Origin of the sequence: Streptomyces sp. NPDC008125 (genome assembly GCF_042957125.1) — a bacterium.
In the GTDB taxonomy this organism is placed as follows: Bacteria; Actinomycetota; Actinomycetes; order Streptomycetales; family Streptomycetaceae; genus Streptomyces.
The window spans coordinates 327,913-341,898 of record NZ_JBIBHR010000001.1 but is presented as its reverse complement, the minus strand read 5'-3'; the positions used below and the strand labels follow the sequence as shown (position 1 = coordinate 341,898).

Sequence of the window (13,986 nt, the reverse complement as noted above, 5' to 3'; positions counted from 1 at the left end):
CAGTGAAAAAATGAAGAGAAAGTGGGCTCACATGAACAACACCGGTCCCACATATCCCTCACACGCGTAGGTCCGGCGCGGAGGCGCCTGCGGGGACCGCCCGGGTGGACATGGGGCGTCGCCGCACCTCGTGCGGCGTGCCGGTCGGGTGAACCCCGCCGGGGGATATATCCATACTCAGTGCCTCATTCTCCGGACACCCCGCTGTGATCGCGCTCGTCCTCTGCCACTTCGCCCTGGCGGCCTGCGCCGGTCCCCTGGTGCACCGGCTGGGCAGCCGTGCGTTCGTGGTGCTCGCGCTCCCCCCGGCCGCCACCACGGTGTGGGCCTTCACGTTGTGGACGAGCGCCGCCGACGGACGGGCCGACACCTGGTCCTGGAACTGGATCCCCGCGTACGACGTCTCCGTCGACCTGCGGCTGGACGCACTCGCCGAGCTGATGGTGCTGCTCGCCGCCGGGGTCGGCACCCTCGTGCTCCTGTACTGCGCCTCGTACTTCGCCGACGACACCCCCCAACTGGGGCGGTTCGCCGGGAACCTGCTGGCCTTCGCCGGCGCCATGCTCGCGCTCGTCCTCGCCGACGACCTGATCACGCTCTACGTCTTCTGGGAGCTGACCACCGTCTTCTCCTACCTGCTGATCGGGCACACCAGCGAGAAGAAGCAGAACCGCAGATCGGCGCTCCAGGCCCTCACCGTCACCACCTTCGGCGGACTCGCCATGCTGGTCGGGTTCCTCATCGTCGGCCGGGCGGCGGGCACTTACCGGATCTCGGAGATCGTCGCCGACCCGCCCACCGCCTCCGTCGCCGTCCAGGTCGCCGTCGCGCTGGTCCTGGCGGGCGCGCTGTCCAAGTCCGCCGTCTGGCCGTTCTCCCTCTGGCTGCCCAACGCCATGGCCGCCCCCTCCCCGGTCAGCGCCTACCTGCACGCCGCCGCGATGGTGAAGGCCGGCGTCTACCTGGTGGCCCGGCTCGCCCCCGCCTTCGCCGACGTGCCCCTGTGGCGCCCGGTCGTCCTCGTGCTCGGCGCCGCCACCATGCTGCTCGGCGGCTGGCGCGCACTGCGTCTGCACGACCTCAAACTCGTCCTCGCCTACGGCACGGTGAGCCAACTCGGCTTCCTCACCCTGCTGGCCGGGGACGGCACCCGGGACGCCGCTCTCGCCGCCGCCGTGATGATCCTGGCGCACGCCCTGTTCAAGGCCCCGCTCTTCCTCGTCATCGGCATCGTCGACCACGCCACCGGCACCCGCGACCTGCGCCGCCTCTCCGGCGTCGGCCGTTCACTGCCGCTCGTGTGCGCCGTCGGCGTGCTCGCCGCCGCCTCCATGGCCGCATTTCCCCCGATGCTCGGATTCGCCGCCAAGGAAGCCGCGTTCGAGGCACTCCTGCACGGGGACACCGCCGACCTCTGGACCCTCGCGGCCGGCGTGGCGGGTTCCGCGCTCACCACCGCGTACACCCTCCGGTTCGTCTGGGGCGCCTTCTTCCGCAAGCCGGATGTCGCGGACACCCCCGTCCACCGGGTCTCCGCCGCCTTCCTCGCCCCGCCCGCCGTGCTCGCCGTCACCGGGCTCGTGCTCGGCCCCGGGGTCGGATGGACGGACCACCTGTTCGACCAGTACGCCGACGAGTTCCCCGCCACCGCGTACCCCTACCACCTCGCGCTCTGGCACGGCTTCGGCACGGCGCTGCTGCTCTCGGCCCTCGCCTGGGCGGGCGGCGCACTGCTCTTCGCCGCCCGGACCCCCGTCCGTACGCTCTCCCGGCGCATCGCCTGGCCCACCGCGGACAGCGTCTTCGGCCACCTCCTGCTCGGCCTGGAACGCCTCGCCCTCCAGATCACCGGTCTGGTGCAACGCGGCTCGCTCTCCGTCTACCTCGCCACCACCCTGCTGGTCCTGATCGCCGGACAGCTCGCGGTCCTCGTCACCGACCGCCCCTGGGACGACGCGACCGCACCCCGGCTCTGGGACTCCCCGCTCCAGGGCGCGCTGGCCGTGCTCACCAGCGCCGCGGCCCTGCTCTGCCTCACCGTGAGCCGCCGCATGAAGGCCGTGGTGCTCGCCGGGCTCACCGGCTACGGCACCGCGCTGCTCTTCGTCGTCCAGGGTGCCCCGGACCTGGCGCTGACCCAGTTCTGCGTGGAGACCGTCTCGATGATCGTCTTCGTGCTGGTGCTGAGGCGGATGCCGGTCCACTTCCAGGAGAGCGTCAGTTCCTGGCGACGGGCCGTACGCATCCCCGTCGCCCTCGCGGCGGCAGCCACGTCCGGGGTCGCCGTCTGGGTCTCCGCCGCCGCGCGCACCGCCGAACCGGCCGGTGCGGCCATGGTGGAGGAGGCCGCGAGCCACGGCCTCAAGGACGTCGTCGCCACCATCCTGGTCGACCTGCGCGCCTGGGACACCATGGGCGAGTCGGCGGTGCTCGCCGCCGCCGCGGTCGGCGTCACCAGCCTGATCTACCTGCACCGCAGGAGCGAGCAGCCACCCGCCTCCGGCGGGGAGCCCCCCGGCCGGACCGCGCCCGCCGCAGTCGTACCGGTCGGTGTCCCGACGCTCAAGGCGTCCCCGGCCCCCGGCACCGCCTGGTCGCTCTCCCGTGACAGCGAGGGGCTCACCGGACTCCCGCAGGGCGACGAGGGCGCCCCCGAACGCGACTGGCTCGCCGCGAGCTCCACCCTCGCCCCCGAACACCGCTCACTCGTCTTCGAAGTGGTGGCCCGGCTGCTGTTCCACCCCGTCCTGGTGCTCTCCGTCTACCTCCTCTTCTGCGCGGAGAACATGCCGGGCGGCGGGTTCGTCGCCGGACTGGTCGGTTCCGTCGCCCTCATCACCCGCTACCTCGCGGGCGGCCGGTTCGAGCTCGCGGAGGCGGCGCCGCTGTCCCCCGGACTCATCACGGGCATGGGCCTGTTCCTGTCCACCGGCGTCGCCCTGCTCGGACTCTTCGACGGCACGGTGCTGCACGCCTGGACCTACCACGGACACCTGCCGGTCCTCGGCGACTACCACCTGGGCACCTCGGTGCTCTTCGACTGCGGGGTCTACCTGCTGGTCCTCGGAGTCGTCCTCGACATCGTCCGCGCCCTCGGCGCGAAGATCGACCGGCAGATCGAACGGGCCGCCGCCCCGAGGCACCATGGCCCGGCCGAGGCGGGGGGCGGCGCCCGGTGACCGTCAGCGCCTCCCTGCTCGCCACCGCCGTCGTCCTCTGCGCGGTCGGCGGCATCCTCATGCTCACCCGGCCGCTGACCCGCATCCTGCTGGGCGCGGTGGTCATCGGCAACGGCATCAACCTCCTCGTGCTCTCCGGCACCGGCTCGGCCGGCGCGGCGCCCCTGCTCTACGGCGTACCGCTGCGCGAGGTCACCGACCCGCTGCCGCAGGCCATCGCCCTCACCGCGATCGTCATCACCCTCGCCACCACCGCGTTCCTGCTCGCCATGGCCTACCGCAGCCACCAGCTGACCGGCACCGACGAGGTCCACGACGACCTGGAGGACCGGCGCATCGCGCTCCGCGCCGAAGTACGCGGCGAACGCGCCCAGCTCATCGAGGAGTACCGGACCGGGGACACCCCCACCAGCGAGGAGCGCACCCGCTACCTCGCGGAACGCCGCCGCCTGCGCCACCGGCTGCGCGCCGACCGCGCCCTCCAGGCCCGGGGCCGGGACGCGACCGGTGACCTCTGGCACGACGTGCTCGGCGCCGACCCGGAGGACTACGCGGAGGCCGCCGGTAGTCGCCCGCCCCCGGAGGACCCCGCGCACCGCCCCCGCCCGGGAGAGGACTCCTCGGGCCGCTCGGACCCGGGAGACGGCCCCCCGCACCGCCCCCGCCCGGGAGACGACCACCCAGGAGACGCCGGATGAACGCCCTCGTCCCGCTGCCGGTGCTGCTGCCGCTCTGCGCCACCGGACTCAGCCTCGCCTTCGGCACCCGCCTCAAGCGCTTCCAGCGCTTCATCAGCGTCGCCGTGCTCACGCTCGTCCTCGGGCTCTCCGCCGGGCTCATGGCCGCCACCCAGTCGGAAGGGCCGCTCTCCGTCCACCTCGGGGACTTCGCCCCGCCGCTCGGCATCACCCTGGTCGCCGACCGGCTCTCCGCCCTGATGCTGACGGTCTCCTCGGCCGTCACCCTCTGCGTGCTCGTCTACTCCCTCGGACAGGGCATGGCCGACCGGGACGAGGAGACCCCCGTCGCCGTCTTCCACCCCGCCTACCTCATCCTCGTCGCCGGGGTCTCCTGCACCTTCCTCGCCGGAGACCTCGTCAACCTCTACGTCGGCTTCGAGATCATGCTCGTCGCGAGCTTCGTGCTGCTCACCCTCGGCGGCACCGGGCCCCGCGTGCGCGCCGGATCCACCTACGTGATCATCTCGCTCTTCTCCTCGATGCTCTTCCTCACCGCCATCGCCATGACCTACGCGGCGACCGGCACCGCCAACTTCGCCCAGCTCGCCCAGCGGCTTCCCGAACTCCCGCTCGGAGTACAGACTTTGATCCAGGCGATGCTGCTGACGGTCTTCGCCGTCAAGGCCGCTGTCTTCCCGCTCGGCGCCTGGCTCCCCGACTCGTACCCCACCGCGCCCGCGCCCGTCACCGCCGTCTTCGCCGGGCTGCTCACCAAGGTCGGCGTCTACAGCATGCTGCGCACCGAGACACTGCTCTTCCCCGGCAACCGGGTCGGCGACCTGCTGATGGCTCTCGCCCTCGCCTCGATGATCGTCGGCATCCTGGGCGCCGTCGCCCAGACCGACCTCAAGCGACTGTTCTCCTTCACCCTGATCAGCCACATCGGCTACATGATCTTCGGTATCGGCCTCGCCACCCGCCAGTCCTACGGCGGCGCGATCGTCTACGTCACCCACCACATCACCGTGCAGACCACGCTCTTCCTCGTCGCCGGTCTGATGGAACGCCGGGGCGGCACCACCGAGCTCACCCGGACCGGCGGCCTCGCCCGGGCCGCCCCGCTGCTCGCCGTGCTCTACCTCGTGCCCGCGCTCAACATGGCGGGCATCCCGCCGTTCTCCGGATTCATCGGCAAGCTCGGCCTGATGCGCGCCGGTGTGGCCGACGGCAGCGTCTGGGCCTGGCTCCTGGTGGCCGGCTCCACGGCCACCAGCCTGCTCACGCTGTACGTGATGGCCAAGGTCTGGAACCTGGCGTTCTGGCGCGACGCCCCGCCCGGACAGGCGCTCGACGGCACCGTCCTGGAGGCCGACTCCGACGAGGACGACGACGCCGACGAGGGGCCGGACCGCATGCCCGGCACGGGCGACGAGCCGGTGAGCCGGCTGCCCGGACCGGCCGGACGCGCGTTCGCCGCCACCCTGCACGGACGCGCCATCACCACCACGACCCGGCTGCCCCGCACCATGGTCGCGGCCACCGCCGCCGGAGTCGCGATCAGCCTCTCCTTCACCGTCTTCGCCGGACCGCTGACCACCTACACCGACCGGGCCGCCGCCGAACTCCTGCGGCGTACCCCCTACATCGAGGAGGTGCTCGGCCGGTGAGCCGCCGATTCCCGCACGGGCCCGGAATGCCACCGCTCAGCGTCACCCTGGGCAGGAGCGGGCGCCGTGTGCTCGACCTGCCGCTGATCGGCTGGCTCACCCTGATCTGGGTGATGCTCTGGTCCACCCTGACCTGGGCCAACGTCCTCATCGGGGTGGTCGTCGCGGTGGCCGTCTGCCTGGCCTTCCCGCTGCCCCGGGTCGACCTCGGGCTGCGGCTGCACCCCTGGGGCATCCTGGTGCTCGCCGGCTACCTGCTCTACGACATGGTCACCTCCGGGGTGAAGGTGGCCGGGCAGATCTTCGCCCGCGGGCCGCACCGGGCCGCCGTCATCGCGGTGCCGCTGCGCTGCCGGAGCGACCTGATGCTCGCCGCCACCGCCGTCGCCGTCTCCAACGTGCCGGGCGGCGCCATCGTCGAGGTGCGCCGCTCCACCGCCACCGTCTTCCTGCACGTGCTCGACGCCGACAGGCCCGCCGAACTCGAAGCCGCCCGGCGCTCGGTGTGGCGGATGGAGGCCCTGGCCGTACGGGCCTTCGGGACGCGGGAGGAGATCAACCGGGTCGCGGAGCCGCCGCCTTCCCACCCGACGACCGGGAGCACCCCCGCATGACCACGACCGAGAACGTCGACCGCTGGCTGCTGTACGTGGCGGTGGCGATGATCGTCGTCGCCGGGCTGCTGCTGCTCGCGCGCATCCGGCGCGGACCCTCGATGCTCGACCGCGCGCTCTCGCTCGACGTGTGCGCGGCCCTGATCATCGCCGGGCTCGGCACCCGCGCGGCTCTGGTCCGCGACACCTTCTACTTCCCGATCATGCTGGTGCTGGCCTTCCTCGGCTTCACCGGGTCCGTCGGCATCGCCCGCTTCATCGCGGTACGCGACCGGCCGCGCCCGCGCCGTCGGCCGGACCGCCCCACCGGCACGAAGGAGATGGGACCGTGACCGTCTGGCTCACCGTCGTCGACACCGCCGGCGCCGTCGCCATCCTGCTCGGCGCGGCGACCTGCCTGCTCGGCACCTTCGGCATGCTCCGGCTGCCCGACGTGCTCTCCCGCAGCCACGCGGCGACCAAGCCGCAGACCCTCGGCATCCTGCTGGTGCTCATCGGGGTGGCGATGCGGCTGCGCAGCGGGATGGACCTCGCGACCCTCGCCCTGATCCTCTTCTTCCAGATGATGACCGGCCCGGTGGCCGCGCACCTGGTCGCCCGGTCCGCGTACCGGACCGGCCAGATCGACCACGACGACCTGCTCTTCGACGACCTGGACACGCAACTCACCGAGGAGCGCTGATGCTTGGCTCGCCCACGCCTCTTCGGCGCGGTACGCCCGGATACAGAACCGTGTCATGATGCGGGTCAACTGCCGGACGCTGGGGGGCGTATGGGAAGCACGGGTACGGTGCTGCGCGAGTTGCGCGGGGCACAGAAGACGGCCAAGGGCGTCTCGCTCTACTCGCGGTACGTGAACAGGCCCGCCGGCCGGGTGCTCGCGGCGGCTGCCTTCCGGGTGGGTCTGACACCCAACCAAGTCACCCTGGTCAGCGCCGCGTTCACCTTGGCCGCAATCGCGGCCCTCGCGCTCGCCGGCCCCTCGTGGCTGCTCGGGGCGCTCGTCTGGGCCGGACTGGTGGTGGGCTTCGCCTTCGACTCCGCCGACGGCCAGCTCGCCCGGCTCACCGGACGCGGCGGCCCGGACGGGGAGTGGCTCGACCACGTGGTGGACTGCGCCAAGATGATCCTGGTCCACACGGCCGTACTGATCTCCCTCTACCGCTGCGACGACTACAGCGTCGGCGAACAGCGGTCGGAGACATGGCTGTTGCTGCCGCTGGGCTTCCTCTTCACCGCCGTCCTCACCTTCTGCGCCGGACTCCTGCGCGAACAGCTGGGCAGGGCGGCGCAGCGCGCGGGCGCCCCCGCCACCGCCCCCGCCGGACCGGTCTCCCCGGTGCGCGCCGTCGCACTGCTCCCCGCCGACTACGGAGTCTTCTGCCTGGTCTTCCTGCTGCTCGGCGAGCCCACGGCCTTCCTGGCGGGGTACGCGGTGCTCGCCGTCGTGCACGCACTCTTCCTGGCGGCCTTCCTGGCCAAGTGGTTCAGGGAGCTGAGAGCGCTCCGGGCCGCGTGACGAGGACGTCCAGCGCCTTGCGCAACTGGGTGCTGGACGTGTGCACCGTGTACGGGAAGTAGACGACCTCCACACCGACTTCGGCGAAGTCGCGTTCGAGCCGATCCCCCTTCTCCGTACCCCGCCAGTCGTCACCCTTGAAGAGCACGTCGAAGCGGACCTGCTGCCAGGTGTCGATCTTCTCCGGCACGGTCTCCACGAAGGCGGCGTCCACATGGCGGATGCTGCGGACGATCTCCAGTCGCTCCCGCAGCGGGATCACCGGCCGATGGCCCTTGGCGAGCTCGGCCATCTCGTCGGAGACGACCCCGGCGACCAGGTAGTCGCACTGACTGCGGGCATGACGAAGGATGTTGAGGTGACCCACGTGGAACAGGTCGTACACGCCCGGCGCGTAACCCACCCTGTGCTGCACCATCCGTTCTCTCCCCCCAGGTGAACGTCATGTGCTGATGTTTCCAACGACCTTACTGTGAAGAACACTTGTGCAACCCGTGAACGGATAAGCTCGACGCGGGGCTGTTCCCTCGGGGAACAGGGGGCCGTTCCGGGGGGAAGGCGATCGTCCGATGTCCGCTGCCGCACCACACACGCCGCTGCACGACCGCAGAATCCTGGTGGTCTCGACCAACTACGCGCCGGAGCTGACCGGCATCGGCCCGTACGCCACCCAGCTCGCCGAACACTGGGCGGCCACGGCCGCGCGCGCCGACGTGCTCACCGGGATGCCGCACTACCCGTCGTGGCGGACCGACGCGGAGTACCGGGGTGTCTGGCGTGCCACGGAGGAGCGCGAGGGAGTCCACGTCCACCGCCGGCGCCACTACGTACCGCCCCGGCAGACCGCGCTGCGCCGGGGACTCTTCGAACTGACCGTCCTCGGCCACGGACTGCTCGCCCCGCCGCCCGGCCGCCCGGACGCAGTCGTCGCCCAGATGCCGAGTCTCGCGGGCGGGGTCGTCGGCGCCCGGATCGCCCGCCGCCACCGCGTCCCGTACATCCCCGTGGTCCAGGACCTGATGGGCGCCGCCGCCGCCCAGAGCGGCATCCGGGGCGGCGGCAGGGCCGCGTCCGCCGCGGCGGCGGCCGAGCGGTACGCGCTGCGCGACGCGACGCTGGTCGGCGTCATCCACGAGAGCTTCGTGCCCGGCGTGACCGCCCTCGGCGTCGATCCCGCCCGTATCCGGACCGTCCCCAACTGGACCCACGTGACCGGACCCACGGCCGACCGGGCGGCCACCCGCGCCCGTCTCGGCTGGCACCCGGACACCCCCGTGCTGCTCCACTCGGGGAACATGGGGCTCAAACAGGGACTCGACGTGCTCGTCGACCTCGCCCGGCTGGCTCCCGACGTCCGGGTCGTCCTGATGGGCGACGGCAACCAGCGCGAGGCGCTGCGCGCACGGGCGGCCCTGCTGGACAACCTCGACTTCCTGCCGCCCGCCGCCGCCGAGGACTTCACCGACGTCCTCGCCGCCGCCGACGTCCTCGCCGTCACCCAGCGCGCCTCCGTCCTCGACATGTCCGTCCCCTCCAAACTCACCTCCTACTTCGTCTCCGGCCGGCCCGTCGTCGCCTCCGTGGCCGACGGGGGCGGCACCGCCGAGGAGGTCCGCCGCTCCGGCGCCGGTGTGCTGGTGCGGCCCGAGGACCCGGCCGCCCTGCTCGCCGCCGTACGCGAGCTGGCCGCCGACCACGCGGAGGCCGGCCGGCTCGGCGCACGCGGAGCCACGTACGTCGCACAGCACCTGAGCCGCGAGGCGGGGCTCGCCCGTTTCGACGCCCTGCTCGCCGAGGCACTCGGGAACGCACAAGGGAGCACACGCCGATGACCCATCCGATCCGCCCCCTGGACGACCAGGACGAGCCGGCGCTCCTGCGCGACCAGTTCCGCCAACTGCTGCGCTACCGGAGTCTGCTGGCCACCGGGGTGCTCCTCGGGCTGCTCGGCGGCGGCTACCTCGCCGTCGCGGGCGACGAGACCTGGTCGGCCACCGGCGAGGTGCTGGTCCGCTCCGCGACCGCGGACCCCTTCGCCACCGGGGCCTCCGCCGACAAGGGCATCAACATCGGCTCCGAACGCCAGACCGCCGTCAGCGACACCGTCGGCACCCTCGCCTCCCGCACCCTGGCCGCCAAGGGCGACAAGGTCTCCTCCCGCGACCTGCTCGCCGGGCTCCAGGTCACCAACCCGCCGAACACCCTCACCCTCCGGTTCGCCTACACCGGCGCCACCCCGCAGCAGGCGCGCGACCGCGCCGAGGCCCTCGCCACCGCCTACCTCGCCAACCGGAAGCAGCTCACCGAGGACAGCATCGAGAACATGGCGAACGGCTACCGCGCCCAGCTCAAACCGCTGGAGGAGAAGCGCGACCAGCTGGAGGAGCAGATCGGCGTCTCCACCGCCGACGACATCACCAGCGCCCGCGCGAGCCTCATCGTCTCCATCTCCGGACTCAGCCAGAAAATATCCGAGTTGAAGGCACTGGACGCCACCCCCGGCTACCTCAACAAGAAGCCGGTGACGCCCACCGCGCCCACCGGCGCGAGCCTGCCGCTCCTCCTCGGCCTCGGCGGAGTCGTCGGCCTCGCCCTCGGACTGCTGCTCTCCTGGGTCCGCCTGGTCTTCGACCCGACCGTACGCTCCACCCACGAGCTGGTCCGCTCGCTCGGCGCTCCCCTGCTCGGCACCCTGCCCAGGGAGCGTGGCGCGTCCGCGGGCCTGCTCGCCATCGGCCGCGGCGGCAGCCGGCTCGCCGAGGAGTACCGCGCGGTGGCCTTCCGGCTCGCCTACGACCCCGCCTTCGCCGACAACCGCCGGCTGCTGGTCACCGCCCCGCGCGGGGACGACTCGGCCGCCACCGCGGCGGCGGCCAACGTCGCCGCCGCCTTCGCGGAGATGGGCCGCGACGTCCTCCTCGTCGAGGCGGACCTGCGGACCCCGTCCCTCGCCCACGACCTGGGCCCGGCGGTCAGCGAACCCCGGCCCCGGTGGGCCTCGGACGACAAGCGCGGCTGGCCCGCCGGCAGCCGTACCAACGTCGACGTGCCCGGCTCCGGCGCCTTCGCCCTGGTGGCGGGCGCCCCGGTGGACAACGTCCCCCGCGCCCTCACCTCGGCCCCGGTCGGCCGGATCGTCGCCGAGGCGGACGCGCCCGGAGCCGTCGTCATCGTGCTGGCCCCGCCCGTCCTCTCGTACGCCGACGCCGTCGCCCTCGTGGACCGGGTGGGCGGCGTCATGATCGTCTGCGACCCGCGCGAGGTGCACCGCAGCGACCTGGAACGCATCCGCGAGGTCGTCGGCGCGGCGGGCGGCCACCTGCTCGGGGTGCTCCTGCACCCCGGACGCACCCGGCGGGCCCGCAAGGAGCAGAGGAAGCACCAGAAGTCCGCCGGACGGCGGGGCGGCGGCGGCCAGGGGCCCGAACCCGAAGAGGCCGAACGGCCGGAGATCACCGGCGACCCGGCGGAGACGATGGGGCTGCGCACCTTCACCGTGCCGCCCGCCCGCCGGTGAGGGCCCGCGGCGCGGTCGTCAGCTCCGTCGCGGACCAGGGGGTCGCCGCCCTCACCAACATCCTGGTGCTGGTCGCGGCGGCCCGGCTCTCCACGGTGGCCGGATTCGCCCGGTTCTCCGCGGTCTACCTCGTCTTCACCGTGCTGCTCGGCGTCTTCGGCGCCTACACCGGCCAGCCGCTCGTCCTCACCCGGGGAGGCGAGGCGGCCCGCGACGCCTGCCGCTCCGCCGTCGCCTTCGCCCTGCTCGCGGCGGCCGTGCTCGGCGCCGTCCTCGCCGGCGGGGCTCTGCTCGTCCCGGGGGACACCGCCCGCGCCCTGGTGGCGCTCGGACTCGTCCTGCCGGTCGTCCTCGGCCAGGACGCGATGCGGTACGCCTTCTCCACCCTCCGGCTGCCGCACCTCGCCCTCGCCGCCGACCTGCTCCGCCTCGCCTGTGTCCTGGGCGCGCTGGGGGCGCAGAGCCACGGGGCGGGGGCCGGTCGGCTGGTCGCCGTCTGGGGGCTCTCCGCCCTCCCCGCGCTGCTGCTCTCGGCCGTCCTGCTGCGCAGCCGCACCGCCGGGGCCCGCACCGACGTCCGTCCGTACCTGCGGCGCGGTCACCTGGGGCAGCGGTTCGTCGTGGAGTTCGGGGTCGGCAACGCCACCAGCCAGCTCTCCGTGCTCGGCCTCGGCACGGCCGGCAGCCCGCTCGTGGTGGGCGCCCTGCGCGGCGCGACCACCCTCTTCGGGCCGCTCAACGTCCTGTTCACCTCCGCCACCAGCTTCGGCCCGCCGCTGCTCTCCCGGGTCGGCGACGAGCGGCGCCGGATACGGGCCACCGCCGCGCTCGCCGGGGTGCTCGCCACGACCGCCGCGCTCTGGGCCACCGCCCTCGCGCTCCTTCCCGACAAGGCCGGCGCCCAACTCCTGGGCGACACCTGGTCGTCCGCCGCCGCGCTGCTGCCCGCGACCGGCAGCCAGTACGCGGCCATGGCGGTCGGCACCTGCGGACTTCTCGCCCTGCGGATGCTCGACCCGCGCACCACGCTCTCCATCCAGGTGGTGTTCTCGCTCGCCGCCGTCGTCTTCCTGATCGCCGGTTACGCGGCTGCCGGGATCACCGGCGCCGCCTGGGGGCTCTGCCTGGGCTCCGTCTGCAAGGCCGTCGCCACCTGGACCCGGGTCGCCAGGTTGCGGCGCGCCGACGGGGCCGGAACGGGCGCCGTCAGCGCGACCGCTGTTCGCTCCGCTCCGTGAACGTGGTGACGAACGCCAGACAGAGCGCCGCGATGGCGAGCTTCCCCACCGACTGGAGGAGCGGTCCGCGCAGCAGGATGAAGGTGTAACCCGCCACCAGCGGCGCCGCGATCGCCAGCACGCTCCCCGGCCCGGGCCCGGCCCGGGTGACCGCGAGCGCGTACCGGCGGTCGGTGCGCGCGGCGACGTACCCGATCAGCGCGAGACCGCCTGCCATCCCGGCCGGACCGAAGTCCACCCAGAACTCGGTCCACAGCGGGGCCGAGAGGTTGGTCATGTTCATCCCCATCCACTGCCCCACCCGGACCCCGGTGTCCTCGGGTTTCCCGCTCCACACCGCACGCGGCACGAAGAAGAGCGCCGAGCCGGCGAGTTGGCGTCCGTACGTGTGACCCCGGGTGCCCACCCAGGCGATGGTGTTGGCGAACATGACCGTCTGGTCGTAGTCCTTCGTCGCCAGCGGCTCGAAGGCCGAGGCCGACTGGACCGGCCGGTACCCCGAGTCGTCGTACCGGAACCGGTCCGCGTACGGGAAGAGCACCAGCGCCCCCACCACGCCCAGCGCCAGCACCGTGCGGTACACCGCCGCGCTGCTCGGGAACGCCGTGAAGAGCAGCGAGACGAGCACCGTGAGGAACCAGTAACGCGCGTTGGAGATGGGGTTGTTGACGATGAGGTTCAGCGCCAGCAGCGCGGTCCACGCCAGCACCGTCGACGGCGAGCGGCGAGCCCGGCGCGAGGTCACCAGACGGCGCGTCCAGAAGAGCAGGGCCAGCAGCGCGGGCACCGTGCCGAAGCCCTTCAGGAACGCCGAGCCGACGTTCGACTCGGTCGAGGCGACCCCGCTCTGGGCCACCGACGCGCTGATCTCCTGCCGGCTGCTGAAGAAGATCGCCGGCCCGCCCAGCTTCACCACGTAGTACCCGCTCGCCGCGAACGCCACCAGCAACAGCAGCCGCAACCGGGTACGGCTCGCGATGGCGGGCCGGCCGTGCCGCGACCGGGAGGAGGGGGTCCGGCGCCGGAGCGGGCGACGCGAGGCCAGCAGCGCGCCCAGATCGAACGCCGAGCACCCGACCAGGACCATCGCGGTGGCCGTCACCAGATCCGCGCGCGGCCCCACCAGAGGAGTCGGCGTCTGCCCGATCACCGCCTGCGCCAGCGGCGCGACACCCATCGCGATGTACACGAACATCCAGAACACGCCCTGGAGCAGCCGTCGCCGGGTGGAGAGGATCATCGTCGCCAGCCGGGCGCCCGCATAGCAGGTGAGGACGAGTTGCAGCCAGAACACGGTGTCCCGGTCGCCCGTACCGGGCTGCGCCGCGATCACCGCGGGCAGGAAGACGACCAGGCCAAGGATCAGCGGCACCGCCAGCGCACGCGACAGCATCGCCCAGGCGAGCGGCCTCGTCACGGGTTCCAGGGTCCGCCGGACCGCGGACGCACGGGCCCGGCGGGCTGCGTCGGCCTTCGCGGCCGGAGCCGTGTCGTACACGGACGTCATGCGCCCCCCGTTCCGTGGACCTGCGAACACCTTAACGAATCAAGCCACTTGAGGGGACGCGATGA

The 13,986-nt window shown here is 72.9% G+C and carries 12 protein-coding genes; 10 read left to right on the top strand and 2 right to left on the bottom strand.

Annotated elements, in window-relative coordinates; genetic code table 11:
- The first annotated feature begins 206 nt into the window (after positions 1 to 206).
- The 7 genes from ACFZAX_RS01430 to ACFZAX_RS01400 all read left to right on the top strand — a co-directional run bounded on the left by ACFZAX_RS01430 (position 207) and on the right by ACFZAX_RS01400 (position 7,659).
- Positions 207 to 3,179 (top strand): Na+/H+ antiporter subunit A, encoded by a 2,973-nt coding sequence (locus ACFZAX_RS01430; protein WP_390957923.1) that lies wholly within the window; start codon positions 207 to 209, stop codon positions 3,177 to 3,179.
- Entirely contained in the window at positions 3,176 to 3,877 is a 702-nt protein-coding gene (locus ACFZAX_RS01425; RefSeq protein WP_390957922.1) for a Na(+)/H(+) antiporter subunit C, read from the top strand. Before ACFZAX_RS01430 ends, ACFZAX_RS01425 begins: the two co-directional genes overlap by 4 nt.
- Complete coding sequence (locus ACFZAX_RS01420; RefSeq protein ID WP_390957921.1) at positions 3,874 to 5,526, top strand: Na+/H+ antiporter subunit D; 1,653 nt, start codon at positions 3,874 to 3,876, stop codon at positions 5,524 to 5,526. The genes ACFZAX_RS01425 and ACFZAX_RS01420 overlap by 4 nt, the downstream gene beginning before the upstream one ends.
- Before the next feature lie 26 nt (positions 5,527 to 5,552).
- Positions 5,553 to 6,140, top strand: a complete 588-nt coding sequence (locus ACFZAX_RS01415) for a Na+/H+ antiporter subunit E (RefSeq protein WP_390958393.1) — start codon at positions 5,553 to 5,555, stop codon at positions 6,138 to 6,140.
- Positions 6,137 to 6,472: a monovalent cation/H+ antiporter complex subunit F gene (locus ACFZAX_RS01410; RefSeq protein WP_390957919.1), complete on the top strand. Its 336-nt coding sequence runs from the start codon at positions 6,137 to 6,139 to the stop codon at positions 6,470 to 6,472. Before ACFZAX_RS01415 ends, ACFZAX_RS01410 begins: the two co-directional genes overlap by 4 nt.
- Positions 6,469 to 6,822, top strand: coding sequence for a monovalent cation/H(+) antiporter subunit G (gene mnhG / locus ACFZAX_RS01405; protein WP_390957917.1), 354 nt, complete (start codon positions 6,469 to 6,471; stop codon positions 6,820 to 6,822). Before ACFZAX_RS01410 ends, mnhG begins: the two co-directional genes overlap by 4 nt.
- Before the next feature lie 90 nt (positions 6,823 to 6,912).
- Positions 6,913 to 7,659, top strand: coding sequence for a CDP-alcohol phosphatidyltransferase family protein (locus tag ACFZAX_RS01400; protein WP_390957915.1), 747 nt, complete (start codon positions 6,913 to 6,915; stop codon positions 7,657 to 7,659).
- Here ACFZAX_RS01400 and ACFZAX_RS01395 read toward each other — a convergent pair.
- A complete protein-coding gene (locus ACFZAX_RS01395) occupies positions 7,628 to 8,077 on the bottom strand; it encodes an adenylyltransferase/cytidyltransferase family protein (RefSeq protein ID WP_390957913.1) in 450 nt (149 codons plus the stop codon). The two genes, ACFZAX_RS01400 and ACFZAX_RS01395, sit on opposite strands and share 32 nt — an antisense overlap.
- 151 nt (positions 8,078 to 8,228) lie before the next feature.
- Between ACFZAX_RS01395 and ACFZAX_RS01390 the strand changes: the two genes are divergently transcribed.
- From ACFZAX_RS01390 to ACFZAX_RS01380, 3 genes are read left to right on the top strand one after another with little or no spacing between them, the layout of a single operon-like run.
- Positions 8,229 to 9,491, top strand: coding sequence for a glycosyltransferase (locus ACFZAX_RS01390; RefSeq protein WP_390957911.1), 1,263 nt, complete (start codon positions 8,229 to 8,231; stop codon positions 9,489 to 9,491).
- Positions 9,488 to 11,176, top strand: a complete 1,689-nt coding sequence (locus ACFZAX_RS01385; RefSeq protein ID WP_390957909.1) for a lipopolysaccharide biosynthesis protein — start codon at positions 9,488 to 9,490, stop codon at positions 11,174 to 11,176. Before ACFZAX_RS01390 ends, ACFZAX_RS01385 begins: the two co-directional genes overlap by 4 nt.
- Positions 11,173 to 12,414 (top strand): hypothetical protein, encoded by a 1,242-nt coding sequence (locus ACFZAX_RS01380; RefSeq protein ID WP_390957907.1) that lies wholly within the window; start codon positions 11,173 to 11,175, stop codon positions 12,412 to 12,414. Before ACFZAX_RS01385 ends, ACFZAX_RS01380 begins: the two co-directional genes overlap by 4 nt.
- Here ACFZAX_RS01380 and ACFZAX_RS01375 read toward each other — a convergent pair.
- Positions 12,383 to 13,921 carry a hypothetical protein gene (locus tag ACFZAX_RS01375; RefSeq protein ID WP_390957905.1) on the bottom strand — a complete coding sequence of 513 codons (1,539 nt, stop codon included), beginning with the start codon at positions 13,919 to 13,921 and terminating at the stop codon, positions 12,383 to 12,385. The two genes, ACFZAX_RS01380 and ACFZAX_RS01375, sit on opposite strands and share 32 nt — an antisense overlap.
- Positions 13,922 to 13,986 lie beyond the last annotated feature (65 nt).

Excerpts from the sequence above, each read along its gene's own strand:
- ACFZAX_RS01420 (WP_390957921.1), top strand. The coding sequence starts at position 3,874 with ATGAACGCCCTCGTCCCGCTGCCGGTGCTGCTGCCGCTCTGCGCCACC.
- ACFZAX_RS01415 (WP_390958393.1), top strand. The coding sequence starts at position 5,553 with ATGCCACCGCTCAGCGTCACCCTGGGCAGGAGCGGGCGCCGTGTGCTC.
- ACFZAX_RS01410 (WP_390957919.1), top strand. The coding sequence starts at position 6,137 with ATGACCACGACCGAGAACGTCGACCGCTGGCTGCTGTACGTGGCGGTG.
- ACFZAX_RS01400 (WP_390957915.1), top strand. The coding sequence starts at position 6,913 with ATGGGAAGCACGGGTACGGTGCTGCGCGAGTTGCGCGGGGCACAGAAG.
- ACFZAX_RS01395 (WP_390957913.1), bottom strand. The coding sequence starts at position 8,077 with ATGGTGCAGCACAGGGTGGGTTACGCGCCGGGCGTGTACGACCTGTTC.
- ACFZAX_RS01390 (WP_390957911.1), top strand. The coding sequence starts at position 8,229 with ATGTCCGCTGCCGCACCACACACGCCGCTGCACGACCGCAGAATCCTG.
- ACFZAX_RS01385 (WP_390957909.1), top strand. The coding sequence starts at position 9,488 with ATGACCCATCCGATCCGCCCCCTGGACGACCAGGACGAGCCGGCGCTC.
- ACFZAX_RS01375 (WP_390957905.1), bottom strand. The coding sequence starts at position 13,921 with ATGACGTCCGTGTACGACACGGCTCCGGCCGCGAAGGCCGACGCAGCC.